General features: G+C 59.0%; 13 protein-coding genes. 5 read left to right on the plus strand and 8 right to left on the minus strand.

Translation table 11 applies throughout. From position 1 onward, the window contains the following. Positions 1-49: 49 nt before the first annotated feature. The 3 genes from dnaJ to radC all read left to right on the plus strand — a co-directional run bounded on the left by dnaJ (position 50) and on the right by radC (position 2,721). Complete coding sequence (gene dnaJ, locus ACN5AZ_RS09640) at positions 50-1,195, plus strand: molecular chaperone DnaJ (RefSeq protein ID WP_419428659.1); 1,146 nt, start codon at positions 50-52, stop codon at positions 1,193-1,195. 120 nt (positions 1,196-1,315) lie between these two features. Beyond that, positions 1,316-1,921: a DedA family protein gene (locus ACN5AZ_RS09645; RefSeq protein ID WP_419428660.1), complete on the plus strand. Its 606-nt coding sequence runs from the start codon at positions 1,316-1,318 to the stop codon at positions 1,919-1,921. 35 nt (positions 1,922-1,956) lie between these two features. Further along, complete coding sequence (gene radC, locus ACN5AZ_RS09650; RefSeq protein ID WP_419428661.1) at positions 1,957-2,721, plus strand: RadC family protein; 765 nt, start codon at positions 1,957-1,959, stop codon at positions 2,719-2,721. On the opposite strand, the gene ACN5AZ_RS09655 is transcribed toward radC, so the two are convergent. The 5 genes from ACN5AZ_RS09655 to ACN5AZ_RS09675 all read right to left on the minus strand — a co-directional run bounded on the left by ACN5AZ_RS09655 (position 2,718) and on the right by ACN5AZ_RS09675 (position 7,980). After that, the gene (locus ACN5AZ_RS09655) at positions 2,718-4,283 is read right to left on the minus strand and encodes a substrate-binding domain-containing protein (RefSeq protein ID WP_419428662.1); all 1,566 of its coding nucleotides are present in this window, start codon (positions 4,281-4,283) and stop codon (positions 2,718-2,720) included. The two genes, radC and ACN5AZ_RS09655, sit on opposite strands and share 4 nt — an antisense overlap. Before the next feature lie 24 nt (positions 4,284-4,307). Next, complete coding sequence (locus ACN5AZ_RS09660; protein ID WP_419428663.1) at positions 4,308-5,270, minus strand: translocase; 963 nt, start codon at positions 5,268-5,270, stop codon at positions 4,308-4,310. 123 nt (positions 5,271-5,393) lie between these two features. Beyond that, positions 5,394-5,792: an 8-oxo-dGTP diphosphatase MutT gene (gene mutT / locus ACN5AZ_RS09665; protein WP_419428664.1), complete on the minus strand. Its 399-nt coding sequence runs from the start codon at positions 5,790-5,792 to the stop codon at positions 5,394-5,396. 88 nt (positions 5,793-5,880) lie between these two features. After that, positions 5,881-7,095: a bifunctional glutamate N-acetyltransferase/amino-acid acetyltransferase ArgJ gene (argJ, locus tag ACN5AZ_RS09670; protein WP_419428665.1), complete on the minus strand. Its 1,215-nt coding sequence runs from the start codon at positions 7,093-7,095 to the stop codon at positions 5,881-5,883. Between the two features lie 3 nt (positions 7,096-7,098). Then, positions 7,099-7,980: a peptidylprolyl isomerase gene (locus ACN5AZ_RS09675; RefSeq protein WP_419428666.1), complete on the minus strand. Its 882-nt coding sequence runs from the start codon at positions 7,978-7,980 to the stop codon at positions 7,099-7,101. A gap of 171 nt (positions 7,981-8,151) precedes the next feature. Here ACN5AZ_RS09675 and secA point away from each other — a divergent pair, with 171 nt between their 5' ends. Beyond that, positions 8,152-10,911, plus strand: coding sequence for a preprotein translocase subunit SecA (secA, locus tag ACN5AZ_RS09680; protein ID WP_419428667.1), 2,760 nt, complete (start codon positions 8,152-8,154; stop codon positions 10,909-10,911). A gap of 724 nt (positions 10,912-11,635) precedes the next feature. Here secA and ACN5AZ_RS09685 read toward each other — a convergent pair. Together ACN5AZ_RS09685 and ACN5AZ_RS09690 are read right to left on the minus strand one after the other, a co-directional pair. Next, positions 11,636-11,932, minus strand: coding sequence for a hypothetical protein (locus tag ACN5AZ_RS09685; RefSeq protein WP_419428668.1), 297 nt, complete (start codon positions 11,930-11,932; stop codon positions 11,636-11,638). Beyond that, positions 11,913-13,946: a PHP domain-containing protein gene (locus ACN5AZ_RS09690; protein WP_419428669.1), complete on the minus strand. Its 2,034-nt coding sequence runs from the start codon at positions 13,944-13,946 to the stop codon at positions 11,913-11,915. Before ACN5AZ_RS09690 ends, ACN5AZ_RS09685 begins: the two co-directional genes overlap by 20 nt. 486 nt (positions 13,947-14,432) lie before the next feature. Between ACN5AZ_RS09690 and ACN5AZ_RS09695 the strand changes: the two genes are divergently transcribed. Next, the gene (locus ACN5AZ_RS09695) at positions 14,433-14,816 is read left to right on the plus strand and encodes an HIT family protein (protein WP_419428670.1); all 384 of its coding nucleotides are present in this window, start codon (positions 14,433-14,435) and stop codon (positions 14,814-14,816) included. A 512-nt stretch (positions 14,817-15,328) separates the two neighbouring features. On the opposite strand, the gene ACN5AZ_RS09700 is transcribed toward ACN5AZ_RS09695, so the two are convergent. Further along, positions 15,329-16,228, minus strand: a complete 900-nt coding sequence (locus ACN5AZ_RS09700; RefSeq protein WP_419428671.1) for a metallophosphoesterase — start codon at positions 16,226-16,228, stop codon at positions 15,329-15,331. Positions 16,229-16,358 lie beyond the last annotated feature (130 nt).

Raw genomic sequence — 16,358 nt, forward strand, 5'->3', positions numbered from 1 at the left:
TTCTGCTGATCCAGCGGGATCGGAAATCTGGGCCGAGAGGAGGGCATGAATGTCCAAGCGTGATTATTACGATGTGCTCGGCGTGGCGAAGGGCGCTTCGGCGGATGAGATCAAGAAAGCCTATCGCAAGAAGGCCAAGGAACTGCATCCCGACCGCAACGCGGACAACCCCGACGCCGAGAACCAATTCAAAGAAGCCAACGAGGCTTACGACGTCCTGAAAGACGCCGAGAAAAAGGCATCTTACGACCGGTTCGGTCACGCGGCCTTTGAAGGCGGCATGGGCGGTGGCGGCGGTCGACCCGGTGGGCCGGGCGGCAATCCTGACTTTGCCAGCGCGTTCTCTGACGTGTTCGACGATCTGTTCGGCGACATGATGGGGGGCCGCCAAGGCGGACGCCAGCGCGCCACGCGCGGGGCCGATCTGCGCTATAACCTGCGGATCACTCTCGAAGATGCCTTCAACGGGATGGCCAAGACAATCAATGTGCCGACCTCGGTGCAATGTAATGTCTGCGATGGCTCCGGCTCGGAAGGGGGCTCTGAACCCACGACTTGTCCGACCTGTTCCGGTATGGGCAAGGTGCGCGCGACCCAAGGGTTCTTTACGGTTGAACGGACCTGCCCGACCTGTTCGGGCATGGGCCAGATCATCAAGAACCCCTGCAACAACTGTGGCGGCGCGGGCCGTGTTCAAAAGGAACGCGCCCTGTCGGTGAACATCCCCGCAGGTGTGGAAACCGGCACCCGTATTCGCCTTGCAGGCGAGGGCGAGGCCGGCATGCGCGGTGGTCCTCCGGGGGATCTGTACATCTTCATCGAGGTGGAACCGCACAAGATTTTCGAACGCGAAGCCTCTGAGCTGCACTGCCGCGTGCCTGTGTCCATGGCGACCGCAGCGCTGGGCGGTGATATCGAGGTGCCCACCATTGATGGCGGCCGCTCGCGGGTGAAAATCCCCGCCGGGTCGCAATCGGGACGCCAGATGCGTCTGCGCGGCAAGGGGATGCCTGCCCTGCGTGGTGGTGCCTCGGGCGATATGTTCATCGAGCTGGCGGTCGAGACGCCGGTGAACCTGACATCGCGCCAGAAAGAGCTGCTGCAGGAGTTCGAAGACCTCTCCGAGGACAACAACCCTGAGAGCAAAAGCTTTTTCAGCTCCGTCCGCAACTTCTGGGATTCCATGAAGGGGTGACGCAGCCCTGTCTGCGGCGGGCGGCATCGCCCGGTGCCGACCTTCGGAACTCATGACCATATCATTGGTTTGATAAAGGCCCGCGTGAGACACGCGGGCCTTTTGCATGGAGGTATGGCGGTGTTTGACTGGATTTCGGGTCTTGTGGATCAGATGGGGGCCTTCGGGGTCGCCCTGCTTATGTTCCTTGAGAATGTCTTTCCGCCGATCCCGTCCGAACTGATCATGCCGCTTGCGGGATTTAACGCCGCGCGGGGGGATATGTCGCTGATCTGGGTGATCCTGTCGGGCAGCGCGGGATCCTTGGCCGGTGTGTACTTGTGGTATTGGCTGGCGCGTCGGGTCGGCTTTGATCGTCTGTGCCGCCTGACACACAGGCACGGGCGCTGGCTGTCGATCTCTCCTGACGAGCTGGACCGCGCCGACGCGTGGTTCGACCGGCATGGTGGGGCGGCTGTGCTGATCGGGCGCCTTATCCCCACGGTGCGGACATTGATTTCCGTCCCTGCCGGTGTGCGCCGCATGCCACGCCTTTGGTTTCTGGGTCTCAGCGCGGTGGGCACATTGGCCTGGACCTCGGCGCTGACCCTCGCAGGCTATTGGCTGGAGGGTGGATATGACAAGGTGCAGGCGTGGCTTAATCCTGTCAGTACCGCGGTCGTGGTTGGGCTGGTTGCTGTCTACCTGTGGCGTGTGGCGACTTATAATAAGCGGCAACAGGGTTAACCCGATATTCAGCTTTGCGGCCCAACCCTAAGCCCATGACAGGGCCCCGACAGTTTTCCGATTCCCAAGCGGCGCTTTTCGCCCATGACGAGGTGCCGGTCGATCCGGCACCGGCGAAACAGACGCAGCCGTCCTATATCCGCGACCATCGTGCCCGATTGCGTGAACGGTTTCTAACGGGCGGGGCGGATGCCATGCCGGATTACGAAATGCTGGAATTGGTGCTGTTTCGGGCCATTCCGCGCCGTGATGTGAAACCTTTGGCCCGTGCTTTGCTGGACGCGTTTGGTGATTTCAATGGGGTGCTGTCCGCCCCGCGCAACCGCTTGGCCGAGCTGAACGGCGTTGGCGATGCGGTCATTTGCGAATTGAAGATCGTCGAGGCTGCGGCCCACCGGCTTGCCCGTTCCCGTGTGATCCAGAAGCCTGTCCTTAGCAGTTGGAACGCGCTATTGGATTATTGCCAGACCGCCATGGCCCATGGCGACATCGAACAGTTCCGCGTTCTGTATCTGGATCGTAAAAACGTCCTGATCGCCGATGAACAGCAGGCGCGTGGCACGGTGGATCATGTGCCCGTCTACCCGCGCGAGGTGGTCAAACGCGCGCTTGAATTGAACGCCACGGCGATGATTTTGGTACACAATCATCCCTCTGGCGATCCCACCCCGTCGGAGGCCGACATCGTGGTGACCGAACAAATCCAATCCGCAGCGGATGCGCTGGGGATCGTCCTGCACGATCACCTTGTCATCGGAAAATCCCGCGAATTAAGCTTTCGGTCAGAGGGGCTGCTTTAGCGCACCCAGACTTCGACGCGGCGGTTGGCCTCGCGCCCCCAAACGGTATCGTCGCAGGCCATGGGCATGGCCTCGCCAAAGGCGTCGGATGCCAGCTTCGTTCGGTCAAAATCAGCGGTTTCCGCAGCCAGCTCTACCGCGATCCTTACCGCTTCGGCCCGTTTGCGGGCGATGTTCAGATTGGCACTGGCCGGGCCTTGGCCATCGGAAAAGCCAACGAACAAAAGCGTCTGCCCGTCATAGTCTCCGGCCTCCAACGCTTGCGCCAGTTGCAGCACGTTAGATCGCGATTGCGCATCTAGTCGGGAGGAGCCCGGCTCGAACCGGAAGGAGGTCGTCAGCCGTTGCATGGGCATCATGCGGGTTACCAGCCGTTGCAGCTCGCCCAAGCCATCCGCCCCTTCGGCCACGGTGATGGCATTGGCAAGACGGTTGCCCTGGATCTCTGTCGGCACGCGTTCGGGTGATTGATCGACAAAGCCCGCGCGGCGAATGACGATCTGCGCCGCCTCACTGCGGGTGTAGCGCAGAAAATCGCGCGCCAAGGCGGGCAGCCTGCGCGCCGGAATGTACAAAAACGCCTGCGTGGTCAGCGGGTAATCTTCGGTCTTGATGCTACGGCGGGCCGCCGTCAGGGCAAAGCCGCAGCGCCCCGCCAGCGGCAGCGGTTTGGCGTCGCCAACCTCGGCAAAGCTTGCAACCCCAAGGCCAAAGGGATCGCGCGCCACTGCCGTGGCCAAAGCATCGTTTGACGTATGCCGCACCGCAGGGCCGATTTGCGCGTCGACAGGGGCAAGCAGCTTGTCCTCCATCCCCTGAGCCAGCCCTGACCCGGCATCGCGCAGATGCACGGTGATCGGCGCATCGGGGCCGCCAAAGGCCGCCCAGTTGGTTTCCCGCCCTGTCAGGATCGAAAGAAGGTCGGACAGGGTGATCTGATCGACCGGATTGCCCGGTGAGACCACAGGCACCAGCGCATCCAGCGCCAGCACGGTGGACCGGTTGGAGAGGGTCAGATCGCCCAGACCGGCCTCGCGTGCGCGGGTCGCTTCGGTCTTGCGCACCGCGCGCAGGGCCATGACCATGTCGGCCTCGCCCGCCAGAAGATCGGCAAACCCTTCGTCGGTATTGGTGACACGGAAATGGAACCGTCCCACGTCGCGGCCGGTGTCGGCGTTGCGCAGGGTGTAGATGAAATGTGTGTCGTCCTGCGTCGTGCGGGTGGCGGTCAGGCCGTTGCGCCGGGCGAAAGCCTCGACCAAGGCGGGCATCATCACGCGGCCCAACGTCGACGATCCCGAAATGCGCATCTCTGCCACGTAATCGGTCAACGACGGGCAGCCGACCCCGTCGCAATTCACGCCAGAGCCATCGACGGTGAGCTCCCCGAATTCGGTGTCGACGCGGTAGAATTCGCCATCAAAGCCCAACAGGGTGCCGGTGATCTCGATACTGCCATCACGCGATTGCAGAGTGATGTCCTGAGCATTGGCGGGGCTGGCAGCCCAAACGGCATGCAGACAGATAAGCGCGGCGCAACACGCCGCACGCCAGATTGTCATGATGCCCCTCGTAGATCGCCTGTTTTACTTGGCGGCGATTGTCAGGTCTTCGACGAGGTTTTTCAACACCAGAAAGTCACCCGTGCCGCCGCATTCCGGCATATCCAGCGTTACACTGCGGGTCCGCAGGATGTGATCGGTGCGCAGTTGTAGGGTTTGCGCCTCTATTTGGCGGTTGCAATTGGCGGGTGTGATTTCCGCCTCCACTGTCAGGTGGATATCGCCGGAGCGGGTCGCGGCCCCGATGGGAAAGGAATAGACCTGCGCCTGCTGTGCGTCGGGCATATCGGGGCGGCCAAGTGTCTGCATAAAGCCACCGATGCCGCGTGCGGCATCCGCCAGATCGCCACGCGCCTTTGCGTGGATGTGGCCGGTGGCGAAATAGTCCGACCCGAATTCCCGGGCGTGGAGCCCCAGACCGGTGGTGCCGGTCCACTGCACCACGATCCGGTCATAGAACTCCAGCGTGGGCACTGCGGCGACGGCGGTGGCGGTCGCGCCAGAGGCAAAAGATGTCATCACCAGTGCGGTCTGCGACAGGGCGGGCAGGGTGACGGTCAGGGGGCCGTCATCTGGCATGCGGTCGGTGAACATCATGCCTTGGTGATGAAAGGTGACCCGCTCTGCCGCATGGCACGGCGCGGTCAGGGTCGCCGCGATCAGCGCACCTGCGCCGGGCGCAAGGTCAAGCGATACGGGGCAATTCGAGGTTACGGGCACATCTTGTGGTGGCAGAGCCGGTTCGTCCAAAGCCACTGGCGTGGGCTGGGGGGCGGTCGGACGGGGCGCGGGGCGCGCACCGACCGAAGAAGTGGGGCTGATGGCCGTCAGTTCCACGGGGCCGGTCACAGGGGGCTGCGCGGGGGCCGTGCCACCGTATTGCATGACATATCCAATGCCCAGAGCCGCGCAGAGGGTGATGCCTGCAATCGCCGCGCGCAGGCGTGTTTCGCGCGCAAATTCCGGCAGTTTAATGTGCAGTGGCATGGCGGGCTCCTGTCCCTTGGGTTCGGGACATAAGTGGAGCGCAACTGTGGCCGAGATTGGGCGGACAGGGGGATTCTTGAAGGCTTTTACACTTTAGACGTGCGTATTGTTTCCGCGTCAGAGTCAAAGCCAGTCGCGCAGAATCGGAATCAGCGGGAGATCCGCAGGCGGCATCGGGTAGTCACGCAGCGCTTGCGGGCGGACCCATTTCAGCGCCTGACCTTCCTTGGACTGCACGGTGCCATTCCATTTGCGACAGGCGAAAAGCGGCATCAGCAGGTGAAAATCATCGTAGCTGTGCGAGGCAAAGGTCAGCGGCGCCAGACAGCTGTCCCATGTTTCGATCCCCAGTTCCTCGTGGAGTTCGCGCACCAAGGCGGCCTCAGGTGTTTCGCCGGGCTCGATCTTGCCGCCGGGAAACTCCCACAGGCCCGCCATGGATTTGCCTTCGGGCCGCTGGGCCAGCAAAACGCGCCCGTCGGTGTCGATCAGCGCGACGGCGGAAACGAGGATGATCTTCATAGTGGGAGGCTCCTGTAGGACGGGGCGGAGGCGGGGCTCTGCCCCGCACCCCGAGGTATTTCGACCAAGAAAAAGCGCGCAGTCGCGATCAGGACCGATAGTCGGCGTTGATCGAGATGTAGCCGTGGGTCAGGTCGCAGGTCCAGACCGTTGCCGCACCCTGACCAAGGCCGATGTCGACATCGATGCTGATTTCCGGCTGCTTCATCACGGCGGCGCCTTGTTCCTCGGCGTAATCCGGAGAAACCCAGCCGTTTTCCGCCACCAGCACATCGCCGAAGCGGATGGTCAGGGCGTCGCGATCGGCGGCGGCGCCGCTTTTGCCGATGGCCATGACGATCCGCCCCCAGTTCGGGTCTTCGCCCGCGATGGCTGTCTTGACCAATGGAGAGTTCGCGATGGCCAGCGCATGGGTGCGAGCGTCGTCACCGGAGGCCGCACCTGTGACGTTGACGGTGACAAATTTGGTGGCACCTTCACCGTCTTTGACCACCAGATGCGCGAGCTCGCGGAAGACATCGTGCACAGCGGTGGCGAAATCGGCGTTGCCTTCGACGTCTACACCTGATGCGCCTGTTGCACCCATCAGCAGCGTGTCCGAGGTGGAGGTGTCGCTGTCGACGGTGATGTTGTTGAAGGTGCGTGCGTTGGCCTCCGAGACGAGCTTTTGCAGTGCGGCGCGGCTGATTTTCGCATCCGTGAAGACATAGACCAGCATCGTCGCCATATCGGGGGCGATCATGCCGGAGCCTTTGGCGATGCCTGCGATCTGCACATCTTTGCCATCTACCGAGACGGTGCGCGTAGCACCCTTGGCAAAGGTGTCGGTCGTCATGATCGCGCGCGCGGCATCGGGGAGGGAATCGGGCGAGAGGGCGCCGGTTGCCTCTGCGAGTTTTGCGATGATGCGGTCATGCGGCAGAGGCTGGCCGATCACACCGGTTGACGAGGTGAATATGCGATCCTCTGGCAGGCCGGTCGCCTGCGCTACAGCGGTGCAAATGGCGGCGACAGATGTTTCCCCGGCGCGGCCTGTGAAGGCGTTGGAGTTGCCGGAGTTCACCAGAATGGCGGCGCCCGCATCGCTGTCGCCGGCAATTTTTGCCTGACAGTCCAATACCGGCGCAGAACGGGTGGCAGAGCGTGTGAACACGCCTGCCACGGAGCTGCCCGGATCCAGCACCGCCAACATCACATCGACGCGGTTTTTGTATTTTACACCGGCCTCGACCGCGGCAAAGCGCACGCCCTGAATGACCGGAAGCGCCGGGAAGGAAGCCGGCGCGAGAGGGGAGATCGCCATGGGTCAGTCTTCCAGCAGCTGGGTGGCCGACAGCAGCGACGGGTCGATTTCGGTCTGGGGCGGCTGCGAGATATCGGCGGCTTCGGTGAGTTCGGTAATATGCGCCTCGACGGCTTCTTGCTGCAGTTGCTGGGTGATCTGGTCGCGCACCTCGTCCAGGGTGGGCGCTTCGAGCGCGCGGGTGTCGTTGAGTTTGATCACATGCCAGCCGAACTGGGTTTCGATCGGGCCGGTGATGTCGCCGGGGTTCAGCGATTCCACAGCGGTCTGGAACTCTGCGACCATGGTGCCCGCACCGAACCAGCCCAGCGAGCCGCCGTTGGGGCCGGAGGGGCCGGTGGATTTCTCCCGCGCGACGTTGGCGAAATCGGCATCTCCCTTGACCTCGGCCAGCACGGCTTTGGCCTCTTCCTCTGTTTCCAGCAGGATGTGCGAGGCGTTGTATTCCTTGCCCTGTTCTGCATCGACGTAGTCGCGTTTGTAGGCCGCTTCAACCATCTCGTCGGTGACGGCGCGGTCTGCCACCTCGGTGATGGCGACGGCTGCGCGCAGGGAGCGGGTTTCGTTTTCCAGCGACAGGCGCACCAGATCCGTGTCGGTGGCGTCCTCAGACTGGGACAGCACCTCTTGCTGGATCAGCTGCCGCAGCAGGCCGTCATAAAGCTGGTCATCGGGGATCTGCTGATACTGTTCGGGCAGCGACGCCTTGGCGATGATCATGTGGCCCATGGTGATCTCGGTTCCGCCCACGGTGGCGACAACCTGATCAAGCGCTTCTTTGCCGACGACGGGCGCGTCGTCCTGTGCCATGGCACCGGCGGGCAGCGCCAGCATCAGCGATACGAGGGCTGCGCCCAGCTTTAGATCACGTGTGGTTTTAGACATACCGTCCTCCTCATCCGCCTGCCGCATCCAGCGGTGGCGTTGACACTTACCAACCTGCCGCTTACATGCCGCAAGGGCCCTGCGTGGCCGGTCTCTCGGGCCTTGTGTATTGGCTTGGGTTCAGGCGGGCAAGCAGATGCCTCACACGAAACCGAGAACAGGTATTCAGGCATGTTGGGAAAAATCGCGCGCAAGGTCTTTGGCACAGCAAATGACCGCAAGATCAAGGCCACCCGCCCGCTGGTGGAAAAGATCAACGCGCTGGAGCCTGACTTTGAAAAGCTCGACGATGCGGGGCTGATCGCCAAGACGGAAGAGTTCAAGGACCGTCTCGCCAAAGGTGAGTCGCTGGACAGCCTGCTGCCCGAGGCCTTTGCCAACTGCCGCGAGGGCGCAAAGCGCGCACTGGGCCTGCGGGCCTATGATGTGCAGCTGATGGGCGGCATCTTTTTGCATCAGGGCAACATCGCCGAGATGAAGACGGGCGAGGGCAAGACGCTGATGTCGACCTTTGCCGCCTATCTCAATGCGCTGACCGGACGCGGCGTGCATGTGGTCACGGTCAACGACTACCTCGCCAAGCGTGACGCCGAATGGATGGCCAAGGTCTATGCCGCCTTGGGTCTGAACACCGGCGTGATCTACCCCCGCCAGCCCGATGATGAAAAGGCGCAGGCCTATGCCTGTGATATCACCTACGCCACCAACAACGAGCTTGGGTTCGATTATCTGCGCGACAATATGAAATCCGACATTGCACAAATCCACCAGCGCGATCACTATTTCGCTATCGTTGACGAGGTCGACAGCATCCTGATCGACGAGGCGCGGACGCCGCTGATCATCTCCGGCCCTGCCGATGACCGGTCCGAGCTGTATGTCTCTGTCGACAAATTCATCCCCGAGCTGGCCGACGACCACTTCAGCGTCGATGAAAAGACCCGCAACGTGACCTTCACCGATGAAGGCAACGAATACCTCGAGGAAAACCTGCAGGCGCGCGGTCTGCTGCCCGAGGGGCAGTCGCTGTACGATCCCGAATCGACCACCGTTGTGCACCACGTCAATCAGGCGATCCGCGCGCATAAGCTGTTCCAGAAGGACAAGGATTACATCGTCCGCGACGGCGAAGTGATGCTGATCGACGAATTCACAGGCCGCATGATGGCCGGGCGCCGTTTGTCCGATGGTCTGCATCAGGCGATCGAGGCCAAAGAGGGTGTCGAGATCAAACCGGAAAACGTCACGCTGGCCTCTGTGACCTTCCAGAATTACTTCCGCCTGTATGACAAGCTGGGTGGCATGACCGGCACCGCCGCCACCGAGGTCGAGGAATTCCGCGAGATCTACGGTCTTGGCGTGGTTGAAGTGCCGACAAACCGGCCCATCGCACGGATCGACGAGGACGACCGCGTCTATCGCACCGCGCAGGAGAAATACGCGGCCATCGTCGAGGAAATCACTAAGGCGCATAAAAAGCAGCAGCCGGTTCTGGTGGGCACGACCTCGATCGAAAAGTCCGAGATGCTCAGCCAGTTGCTGACGCAGGCGCAGTTGCCGCACAACGTTCTGAACGCGCGCCAGCATGAGCAAGAGGCGCAGATCGTCGCCGACGCGGGCAAACTGGGGGCCATCACCATCGCCACCAACATGGCAGGCCGCGGCACCGACATCAAACTGGGCGGCAACGTCGAGTTCAAGATCATGGAAGCCATCGCCGCCAACCCTGACAGCGACCCCGAAGAGCTGCGGACCCGGATCGAAGAGGCCCACAAGGCCGACGAAAAAGCGGTCAAGGAGGCCGGTGGCCTGTTCGTCCTCGCCACAGAGCGTCACGAAAGCCGCCGGATCGACAACCAGCTGCGCGGCCGTTCGGGCCGTCAGGGGGATCCGGGGCGGTCGTCCTTCTTCCTGTCGCTTGACGACGACCTGATGCGCATCTTCGGCTCGGAACGTCTGGACAAGGTTCTGTCCGGTCTTGGCATGAAAGAGGGCGAGGCCATCGTGCACCCTTGGGTCAACAAATCGCTCGAGCGCGCACAGGCCAAGGTCGAAGGCCGCAACTTCGACATTCGTAAACAACTGCTGAAGTTCGATGACGTGATGAACGATCAGCGCAAGGTCATCTTTGGCCAGCGCCGCGAGATCATGGAAAGTGCCGATATCTCGGAGATCGTGACCGAGATGCGCGAAGAGGTGATCGACGAGCTGGTCGACATCTATTGCCCGCCGCGCAGCTATGCCGACCAGTGGGACGTGCAGGGGCTGTACGCCGCGGGCATCCAGAAGCTGGGCGTCGATGCGCCTGTCATCGCATGGGCCGAAGAAGATGGCGTGGATCAGGACGTGATCCGCGAGCGCCTTGAAGAGCTGACCGCCAAGATGATGGCGGAAAAAGAAGCGGCCTTTGGGCCCGACACCATGCGTTCGGTCGAAAAGCAGTTCCTGCTGCAAACCATCGACAAGAAATGGCGCGAACACCTGCTAACGCTGGAGCATCTGCGATCGGTTGTTGGTTTCCGTGGCTATGCCCAGCGTGACCCGCTGAACGAATACAAGAACGAAGCCTTCCAACTGTTCGAGAACCTGCTTGACGGGCTGCGTGAGGACGTGACCGAACAGCTCAGCCAGGTCCGCCCGATGACCGAGGAAGAACGCCAGAAAATGATGGCCGAGTTGCGCGCCCAGCAAGAGGCGATGCAAAAGGCAGCAGCGGCCCAGCAGGCGGGCGCCGCAGGTTCTGCTGCCGCGGCGGCCGGTGTGGCGGCGACCCCCGCTGCGGGCGAAGCACAGGCCGAAGGTTCCGCTCCGGACGGCGCACTGCCCGGTTTCGACGAAACCGACCAATCCACCTGGGGCAACCCCGGCCGCAACGACCCTTGCCCCTGCGGCTCGGGCCTGAAATTCAAACACTGCCACGGCAAACTGTAACGCATCTTCTGTTTGAAGAAGACGGCCAAGTTCGTCCCGAATCCGGGTAAGTTTGTCCCAAGATCTGTATATAGGGGTGCCGAGAGGCGCCCCTACTTCATTTAGAGAGCCGGATACGGAAAATTTATTTTGTTTACCACGTTTCCGGAGGTGCTCGCCCAAGTGCCACGAGAGCGGAACACTGGCACGCGACACGGACTAGCGGTCGACCGACTTCTGACCACGCGCCTCGACGTACCCGTCCAGTCCAGCTGACCGATCGTACGCGGACCGTACACCATTTGTACCGCGGGCTTCAGCGGCGGAGCTTCTGTGCTGCGCGCCGAACATGAAGTATTCGGCACCCAGGGCGGAGAGTTGCCGTTCGCTGCACGTGACTACGCAACCCAGTCCACTGTCAAAGCGGACATCCATTCAAGCATACGCGACCGAGCGCGCGACAATTTGGATTGAGGGCGAATCTCGTTTTCCAATACTGTTTCGTTTAACAGGCCGCTGAAAAATGTCTGAGCCTCCCGCCTATCGCCGCGCTCGTCAGGGTTCGATCCGCCGGGTTGTCACCAGATCGTCGAGAGAGCCCGGAAACTGACGCACTCTGGCGTCGAAAGCGCGATCCTCGGATTTTTCAGCGGCCTGTTAAGATTGCGGCGTCTGTGGACGAAAAAAAGCCGACCAAAGCGGATCTTGACAGAGCCAGGATATCATGACGGATTTTAGCCCGCCATTATGCTGAAGAATACTTATTGATTTCATCAAAATAGAGGCGCTCACTATCATCCTTGAAAGAAGATTTGCTTTCCGTTAACGCCGATAGTTTCTGAAATACGTGCGAGTAAACAATCTTGTGAACCTCGTTCTGAAGATTGTTTCCGTCAGGAGCGTCCATCTCAACATCTTCTTCCAAAAATCTGTTTAGAAGATGTAACAATTCGCCCTTGTCAAGTTCGTCTACTTTGCACCATTCTCCTGAAGAATTCGCCAAAAAATAACCGCATCCACCTTCAATCTTTAAGATCTTCATAAGCCGCGCTCCGCTCTTCATATGCTTTAACTCCAGCCTCCAGGTTTCCAAGGAGCACCTCTCGCGTCGGGATCTCCAATCCATCCACGGACATCAATCGTTTACTCGTTGGCGAGCCAGAGAAAATTCGCCATTTAATCTCAGAATTTGAAACCTCTTTTTTCGTATAAAGGATGAAGTCTGGCCGAATTGACGCGCCGACTGTGTTGTTGTGGGTGACAACAACAACAGGCATCTTTCTCGAAATCTCTTTGATTATCTCATTAACTTCGGCCTTCAGGAAGTGGTTGTCAAAGGACGATTCCGGTTCATCGATGAGAAGTACGTCTGCAGAGCTTGCGCCTTCGATTCTGTCCAGTAAGAAGAACTCCGACCTCTCTCCTCCTGACGCCTCCATTCCATCCCTGTTAAGAATTTTATATTCAACCTTGGTCAAATACTTGCTAAAGTCAGAAGCTTCGACCGGAGCTCCAATTTTCCGAAGCTCTTGAAGATATTCATACGGCTTGTCGTATTTTTCGAACGCAGCGCTGAATCCTCTATTGGATCTTGATATACTTTTTAGTTCTCCGCTTCCCTTGAATGGCCCTACTTGTGCAACAATCTCGAAACTTCCCTTTCTCTTCCGAAGTGCAGTCTTGGGTTTCCGGGCTGCTGTTACCAGGGTTTCAAACCTTTCAACTGCCCTTGCGTTCTTTGCAATCTTAAGGAGGTCGACATCGGCCACACTGGGTGCTGATGACTTTCGTTGAAGTTTTTCTTTGATGTCATGAACTGCCGTGTTAACCCAATCCTTTTTATCGTTTAACTCCTGGTGAGTGCAGTAAACTCTCATGAGTTCCACGTACAACGCTTTGAGCGCGCCCAGATCGAGGTGCTTTTCTATAACATCTCTATACTCTACATTGCTCACAAGCTGCTTGGTTGAGGAGATGAGGCCTTGCAGACCTTTCAAGTCCTTCCGCAAAAATGGCTCCTCATTGTACATCTTAGCCTTAGAAAAAGCGTCATGCCGACTGGTCTCGCGCGCATAACTGAGTAACGATGAAATGTATTGATCAATAGCGAGCATATCTGCCTGAAGGTCGATATCAAGCATGTGCGTTACTGCGTCCTGCAAGTCGGCCAAATAATCTCGTGCGAAGAGGCTGGTTTTTTCACTCAGGAAATCTTTGAAATTCTTCTCGTCCTCCGCCTCATTTCGCGCAACCAAATCAAACTGGCGGATGTATCTTGTGTTCTCCGCACCAAACCAATCACAGATCTTTTCAAGGGTGTGGGATTTCCCGGAGGACCGATCGCCTAAAATTACATTGAGTCCAGTTGAGATTTTTTGCCCATCAGGGAAAATCTGAAAATGGCCAATGCCTCCCTCCTTCGAAATAGACACTTTTCTTTTGTCTTTCAAAACATGACGAAGAGAACCGAATGATAAGTCTTCACAATCGACAAACGTATGCTTGGTTGGCAGTACCGTGAGGGCATCACTTACTCGGCAATCACTGAAAAATACGGGCGTGAGCATTTCGGGATCATTGTGGCACGTTATAAATTTCTTAGGGCTGGTGACTTCACCACAGTGAATGTGCCCTTCAAACTTTTCCAAGGCCTCGGCGCTGATTTTTGGTTCTTTCAAATAGTGAGGGATAAGGATGTACTTCCGGAGGTCTCCAAAAACCTCTTCGAAATCCGCATGCCGAAGCGGTACCCCATTCGCTCGCCACCTTCGTTCAACCTCTTCACACCTTTGAGAAAAGTCATCCAAGTCTCGACCGTCGGCCAAGACGAGCATGTGACACTTTTCAACATCAACCTCAATTCCTGGAAGAACCAGTACTTCCAAGGCGGTTTTGATCTCTATGAATTGATCCTTGTCAAAAAGGTTGTGATTTGTTATTGCAATACAGCTCAGATCTGCTTCACTAACGTATTTTTGTAGCACTTCCATGCTAAACGAAAAATCCCGATCTTGGATGCTGGATTTCGTGTGGATATGCAAATCAATCTTTTTCATAAATCTTAACTCTTGTCACACAGATGCCTCTTGCCCGACGGACAAGGCAACTTGCGTTACCTGGAAGTTCTTTCGTTCATTCGCCCAAGGCGCTCAACAGATAGTCAATCTTATCCTGCACCGCGGACGGCAGATCGGCAACCATATGTTGTGTATTCATTGTGGCAATATGCCCTTGATCGTAATTCGCTTGGCGAGATTTGATCGCTAAAGTACTGACAACCTTGTCGCTGACAGTCCGGTTTGTCTAAGTCTGGTACGGCAAATTCGTCCGCGGACTATGAGTTGGCCCACGCCTCGATTTTGCGTTCGCAGCGGACGACCGGTTGGGTGGGTCGCACCGCAGCATCTTTGTTGCCTGCGAATGTCCGGAAAGGGCCGTCAGTGCTCGCCGCGCTGTCGGTCCTTAGCGAGACGTCTGCCATGACGCCGAAGGTCTGCTTCGAGCCCATTGTGTAATTTGAAAAGGATTGCGATACAAACCCCATGAACACATGCCCCGAACCCGGCTGCAGGTTTTGCCTTGAAAACGATCTACTGGTTGATCGACCATTACTCGTTTTGCAGCACCTCTTTATCTTGGGATCAATTGAAGAACATAGACCCCATCAGGCTATGATTGTTCCTCACCGACATATAGAAACTCCATTTGATCTAAATGCACAGGAGTGGTCGGAAATTTCTGAGGCGCTTGCGTTTGTCAAAGCAAGCTTCGACAAGGGACGTGCCGATGGTTTCACAGTTGGCTGGAATGTGGGCGCCGCTGCAGGCCAGGATGTTTTTCATGCTCATTTGCATGTGATAGCGCGCTTCAAAGGTGATCCATCCGAGGGCCTAGGGATCCACGCGCTGTTCAGAACGGGAATTTGAGGGACGGCAGCTTCGTCCGCCCAGCCGACCTTCAGCCTCCGAAAATGCCCCGAGATCGACGAACGGCCGGTTTGGTGCAGCTGCACCGCAGCGAACTACTTGAGACTGAACGGCAGGATTGGGCCGTGTCCGACTTCGAACGGTCGGCCGGCCTGAACCGTTTATCGATCTGGTATCGGCGTTTCACCCTCGCCGTCTTGCACCTCGGGTTTCGGTTAAGCGTGGCTCGGCAGGTTCAGCAGATGGATTGGTGCGCTCTGGATAAACCTCTCGACTCTTTCAGGATCCGGTTCCGTGTCCCAGGCAGTTCGGCGATACGCGAGCGTACAGCTGATCAGGACGCCGACGGCGATGGAGGTGTCGGCGATTATGAAAAATATGTCCATCACGCTGTTGGTCCTTTCGAACTCCCCGTGCCTGACGATACCCGAGCTGGGCTGACCGGTCAAAGTCGAGGTCGATGCGCATACGGGTCGTCCAGTTGTGGCGGCGATGCCAACGCGGGTATTGCCTCACAAGAAAAGATCGGACGGATCGACCTGTGGAATGACCGCCGCAGCCGAGATCTGCATCATGGTCGTCGCCTCCACCCGGATGAAGTGCGCCCATGCAATCTGGTCTAGGCGTGCGGATCCGGCGTCCAGACAGACGCGGCGGCACGGATCGACCACATCACAGGCGGCGAGGCTCGATGCCCCCGCTGACATGGGACGGGTGATCGCCGGCGAGTGCCCGTGGACGACAAGGGCGTCGCCATTTCCATATTGATTTGATGTGGGATCCCAGGTCCACCCCCGGGACCACTCCAGGAAACTGCGCCTGATCCAGGCCCAATGCAGGTCATTGTCCGCATGCGCGCGATGACGGTCGAGATGTATGTCCGGTGCCGAGCACGGATCGAGGCCGGCATGGACGAACAGGATGTCGCCGATCCTGAAATGCGACGGCGCGCCCCGGATGATATCCGTGAAACCTGACGGCATCCGCGCTTCGACGGCGCGCATCGCGTCGGCCCACGGGAGGTCGCGCCAATCGCGATCCACTTCATCCATGACATCAATCCCACCGTTCATCAGCCAGAGGGACGGTGCGCCGGCGACGGCATCAGCATACATGAGTTCATGGTTGCCGGGCAGCAGGTGGGTCACGTCTGCCTTGGCAAGTTCCCGGGCCCGGACGGCGAGGTCCACTGCCTCGAGGCTGGCCGGACCCCTGTCGAGGATGTCACCGAGAAAGATGACAGTGCGCCGCACGCCCTTGGTTCGGGGCTGTGAAGCGATATCGGAGAGGCAAGAGCGGAGCGCACCCGCGCGGCCATGCACGTCACCGATCGCGAAGATCTCCTCCTCCACCGGGATTGCGGAGGGGATGGGCCGCGGTGGCCGCTGGATGAGTTGATAGCTGTCGCGCATGGTGTCCGATTATCGAGTCCCCGGGGCCGCGCCCCGTGAATTGTGGGCCGGGAGAACGCGAGGCTACCTCGCTGCTGCCGTCAAGGCTACCGGGCGTTCGCCCCTTACTCGGGGTCACGATTTAATAGCT

The organism is Sagittula sp. SSi028, from assembly GCF_048553715.1.
GTDB lineage: Bacteria > Pseudomonadota > Alphaproteobacteria > Rhodobacterales > Rhodobacteraceae > Sagittula.

Bases quoted from the DNA above. Each gene is read 5' to 3' on its own strand.
- ACN5AZ_RS09685 (WP_419428668.1), bottom strand. From the start codon at position 11,932: ATGAAGATCTTAAAGATTGAAGGTGGATGCGGTTATTTTTTGGCGAAT.
- ACN5AZ_RS09690 (WP_419428669.1), bottom strand. From the start codon at position 13,946: ATGAAAAAGATTGATTTGCATATCCACACGAAATCCAGCATCCAAGAT.
- ACN5AZ_RS09655 (WP_419428662.1), bottom strand. From the start codon at position 4,283: ATGACAATCTGGCGTGCGGCGTGTTGCGCCGCGCTTATCTGTCTGCAT.
- ACN5AZ_RS09675 (WP_419428666.1), bottom strand. From the start codon at position 7,980: ATGTCTAAAACCACACGTGATCTAAAGCTGGGCGCAGCCCTCGTATCG.
- ACN5AZ_RS09660 (WP_419428663.1), bottom strand. From the start codon at position 5,270: ATGCCACTGCACATTAAACTGCCGGAATTTGCGCGCGAAACACGCCTG.
- dnaJ (WP_419428659.1), top strand. From the start codon at position 50: ATGTCCAAGCGTGATTATTACGATGTGCTCGGCGTGGCGAAGGGCGCT.
- ACN5AZ_RS09700 (WP_419428671.1), bottom strand. From the start codon at position 16,228: ATGCGCGACAGCTATCAACTCATCCAGCGGCCACCGCGGCCCATCCCC.
- argJ (WP_419428665.1), bottom strand. From the start codon at position 7,095: ATGGCGATCTCCCCTCTCGCGCCGGCTTCCTTCCCGGCGCTTCCGGTC.
- radC (WP_419428661.1), top strand. From the start codon at position 1,957: ATGACAGGGCCCCGACAGTTTTCCGATTCCCAAGCGGCGCTTTTCGCC.
- ACN5AZ_RS09695 (WP_419428670.1), top strand. From the start codon at position 14,433: ATGAACACATGCCCCGAACCCGGCTGCAGGTTTTGCCTTGAAAACGAT.
- secA (WP_419428667.1), top strand. From the start codon at position 8,152: ATGTTGGGAAAAATCGCGCGCAAGGTCTTTGGCACAGCAAATGACCGC.
- mutT (WP_419428664.1), bottom strand. From the start codon at position 5,792: ATGAAGATCATCCTCGTTTCCGCCGTCGCGCTGATCGACACCGACGGG.